The sequence below is a fragment of the Streptomyces sp. HSW2009 genome, assembly GCF_040240285.1.
Taxonomy (GTDB): Bacteria; Actinomycetota; Actinomycetes; order Streptomycetales; family Streptomycetaceae; genus Streptomyces.
This window is the reverse complement of sequence record NZ_JBEHZD010000604.1, coordinates 1-4,317: the sequence shown is the minus strand read 5'-3', so window position 1 is coordinate 4,317 and position 4,317 is coordinate 1. Positions and strand designations below refer to the sequence as shown.

Sequence of the window (4,317 nt, the reverse complement as noted above, 5' to 3'; positions counted from 1 at the left end):
GTGGCGGCGAGGGTTGCCATGGCGCCGCCGGTGGGGAGGTTGCCCATCAGGGTGGCGCGGTGGGCGACGAGGTGGCAGGCGTCGGGGAGGGAGAAGACGCCGGCGATGTGTGCGGCGGCGATCTCGCCGATGGAGTGCCCGATCACCGCATCCGGCCGTACTCCGAGGGAGTCGAGTAGCCGTGCCATGGCGATCTGCAAGGCGAACAGACCGGCCTGCGCGTACGTGGTGTGGTCCAGAATCCCATCAGGCCCGCCGGTGAAGACGACCTCGCGTAGGGGGTGGTCTAGGTGGGGGTCGAGAAGAGCGCAGACTTGGTCGAAGGCTTCCGCGTAGACGGGGAAGCGTTCGTACAACTCCCGTCCCATGCCGGCGCGTTGGCTGCCCTGGCCGCTGAAGAGGAAGACCGTGTCGCCACCGGTGGGCGCCGACTCGGACGACGGTCCGGCAGTCACGATGGCGGGGTGGCTTTCGCCGGTCGCGAGGGCGGTGAGGCCGGCGATCAGTTCTTCGCGGTCGCCACCGACGACCACGGCCCGCTGCTCGAACTGGGTGCGGGTGGTGAGGAGGGACCAGCCGAGGTCGGTGGGGGAGAGTTCGGGGTTGGTGGTGACCCGTTCCACCAGGGACCGTGCCTGGGCCCGCAACGCCTCACCGCTACGCGCCGACACCAGCCACGGCAGCACCAGCGCCGGTGGGGTGGCGGCGGTCGCGTCCTGCTCTGTGCCCTGCTCCGGTGTGCTCGCTGCGACCGACACCGGTGCCGGGGCGGGTGCCTGCTCCAGGATGATGTGAGCGTTGGTGCCGCTGATGCCGAACGAGGAGACGGCTGCCCGGCGCGGCCGGTCCGCCTCCGGCCACGCAGCCTGCTCCGTGAGCAGCCGTACCTCGCCCGACGCCCAGTCCACGTGCGGCGTCGGCTCATTGATGTGGAGCGAGGCGGGCAACACACCGTGCCGCATCGCCTGCACCATCTTGATGACACCCGCCACACCCGAAGCCGCCTGGGTGTGTCCGATGTTGGACTTGATGGAGCCCAGCCAGAGGGGTTGGCCTTCGGGCCGGTCCTGGCCGTACGTGGCGAGCAGGGCCTGAGCCTCGATCGGGTCACCCAGGGTCGTACCCGTGCCGTGCGCCTCCACCGCATCCACCTCGGCCGCGGTGAGGTGGGCGTTGGCGAGGGCCTGGCCGATGACCCGTTGTTGCGAAGGGCCGTTCGGGGCCGTCAGGCCGTTGCTCGTACCGTCCTGGTTGATCGCCGAACCACGGAGGACGGCGAGCACCTGGTGCCCGTTGCGCTGGGCGTCAGACAGCCGCTCCAGCAGGATGAGACCCGCTCCCTCACCCCAGCCGGTGCCGTCGGCAGCCGCCGCGAACGGCTTGCACCGACCATCGGGCGCGAGCCCGCGCTGTCGCGAGAACTCCACGAACGTGGTGGGCGTGGCCATCACGGTGACACCGCCGGCCAGCGCCAGACTGCACTCACCCTGGCGCAGCGCCTGAGCCGCCAGATGCATCGCCACCAGCGACGATGAGCAGGCCGTGTCCACCGTCACCGCCGGGCCCTCAAGCCCGAAGGAGTAGGCCAGCCGCCCCGACATCACGCTCGGCGTGCCACCCGCCAACAGGTAACCCTCGACCTCCTGCGCGGAGGCCGTACCCGTCGCCCCGTAACCCTGGAACGTGCCGCCGGCGTACACACCCGTGTTGCTGCCGTGCAGCGCCTCGCGGTCCAGGCCGGCGTTCTCGAAGGTCTCCCAGGCTGTCTCAAGGAGGAGTCGCTGCTGTGGGTCCATGGCCAGCGCCTCGCGCGGGCTGATCCCGAAGAACCCGGCGTCGAACTCGGCCGCGTCGTGGAGGAACCCGCCCTCGCTCGCATAGCTGGTGCCCAGGTGCTCCGGGTCCGGGTGGAACAGGGTCGCCAGGTCCCAGTTTCGATCGGTGGGCATCTCCGCGACGGCGTCCCTGCCGTCGGCGACCAGCTCCCACAGGTCCTGCGGCGTCCGGACACCGCCGGGGTAGCGGCAGGCCATGCCGACGATGGCGATCGGCTCGTCGCTGCCGACCGCACCCGCCGTCTGCGCGGCGACCGCACCCCGCTGCCCGGTGAGCTGACTCCGCAGATGGCTGGCGACCGCCTGCGGCGTCGGATGATCGAACACCAGCGTCGGCGCGATGGCGATGCCCGTACTGTTGGCCAACTGATTGCGCAGCTCAACCGCGGTGATCGAGTCGAACCCGAGCTCCTGGAAGGGTTGGCTGGGCGACACGGAATCCGGCGACGGATGCCCGAGGATCGTCGCGGCGTGCCGCTGTACGAGCTCAAGCAGGAACCGCTGCTGCTCGGCTGGCGTGCCCTGCGCGAGCTGCTGCCGCAGCGGGCTGCCGGCCGCAGCCTCCGCGCCACCACCGGACTCCGCGGCGACCGGAGCCACCTCGCTCAACAACGGGCTCGGCCGCTGCGCCGTGAACCCGGTACGGAACTTCTCCCAGTCGACGTCCGCCACCGTGACGACCGTGTCACCCTGCTCCAGAGCGGCCTGGAGCGACCTGATGCCCAGGTCGGGGGCGAGCGGGGCGAGCCCGCGGCGCTTGAGGTAGGCGAGTCCGGCATCGTCGGCGGCCATCCCGGCGCCACCCCACGGGCCCCAGGCGATGCTGGTGGCGGGCAGGCCGATCGCACGACGGTGCTCGGCGAGCGCGTCGAGATAGGTGTTGGCCGCGGCGTAGCCGGCCTGGTGACCACTGCCCCAGGTGGCGGCGTTCGACGAGAACAGGACAAACGCGCTCAGCCCCAGATCGCGCGTCAACTCGTGCAGATGGGAGGCGGACACCGCCTTGGACCGCAGCATCCGGTCCAGGTCCGCCAGGTCGAGCTCGGCCAGGGGGCCCGCCGCCAGCACGCCGGCCGTGTGGACCACCGCGGTCAGCGGCTGCTCGGCCGGTACGTCCGCGAGCAGCCGGACCACCTGGTCCCGGTCGGCGACGTCACAGGAGACCACGCTGACCACGGCCCCCAGGGCGGTCAGTTCGTCGGCCAACTCCGTCGCACCGGGCGCCTGCGGCCCGCTCCGGCTGGCCAGCAGCAGCCGCGGTGCGCCCGCGCGCGCCAACCAGCGCGCCACCTCCGCACCCAATCCGCCGGTACCACCCGTGATCAGGGTGGTGCCGGACGGCGCCCAGGAGACACCGCCGGACGTGCCCGGCGCCTGCCGTAGCCGCCTGGTGAACAATCCCCCACGGATGGCCACCTGGTCCTCGCCCGCATCGGCGGCCAGCACTGCCGCGACGCGTTCCGCCGTGTGGTGGTCGATGGTCGTGGGCAAGTCGACAAGCCCGCCCCAGCGGTGCGGGTGCTCCAACGCGGCGACCCGACCCAGGCCCCACACCTGGGCCTGGGTGGGGTGTGGCAGCGGATCGGCGGCCGAGGCGGCCACTGCACCCTGGGTCAGGCACCACAGCGGCGCCGCCACCTCCGCATCACCCAACGCCTGCACCAGCCCGACGGTGGCAGCGAGCCCCGCCGAAACACCCGAGTGAACCGGATGGGCCGCTCCGTCCAGCGCCAGCAGACTGACCACACCGGAGACCCCGACGCCCCCGACGTGCTCCGCCAGACCCGAGGCCAGCGCCGCCCGCTCCGCGCCTCCCGCCTCCACCACCTGGTCGATGACCGTGGCACCGTGCGCGGACAGCGCCTGTACGACGGTGTGCACGGCAGCGTGATCCGTGAACCCGGCGGGCACCACCACCAGCCAGCTACCGGTCAGCACCGGCCTGGCCGGATCGGTGAGCCGCTGCCAGGTCGCCTCGTACCGCCAGGAGTCCACCACCGACTGCTCACGGTGCCCCCGTCGCCATGCGGAGAGCACCGGCAGCGCGGGCAACAACGCATCGAAGCCGGGGCTCTCCCGGTCCAACCCCAGGGTGCTGGAGAGCGCATCGACGTCGAGTTCCTCGATGGCGTGCCAGAGCTGCTGCTCGGTTGCGTCGAGCAGCCCCGCACCCCCCACGACCCGCGGCGTCGGCGCGTCCAGCCAGAACCGCTGGTGCTGGAAGGCGTACGTCGGCAGCTTCACCACCTGCGGCTTGGGCGCCGCCGGGAACCAGCCCGCCCAGTCCACCGACACACCCACCGCGTGCAGACCGGCCAGGGCGTGCGTGAACCCTTGGTTGTCGGGTCGTTTGCGGGTGAGGGTGGGGATGGTGTGGGGGGTGGGTTGGGTGTCGGTTGTTTGGGTGTTGGTGGTGTGGTGGTGGAGGGTGTGTTGGGTGGCGGTGGTGAGGGTGGGGTCGGGTCCGAGTTCGAGGTAGGTG

The 4,317-nt window shown here is 71.7% G+C and carries 1 protein-coding gene; it reads right to left on the bottom strand.

What is annotated here, in order from left to right:
* The coding region (locus AAHZ94_RS29330; RefSeq protein ID WP_349996694.1) for an SDR family NAD(P)-dependent oxidoreductase at positions 1-4,317 on the bottom strand (4,317 nt) is incomplete at both ends.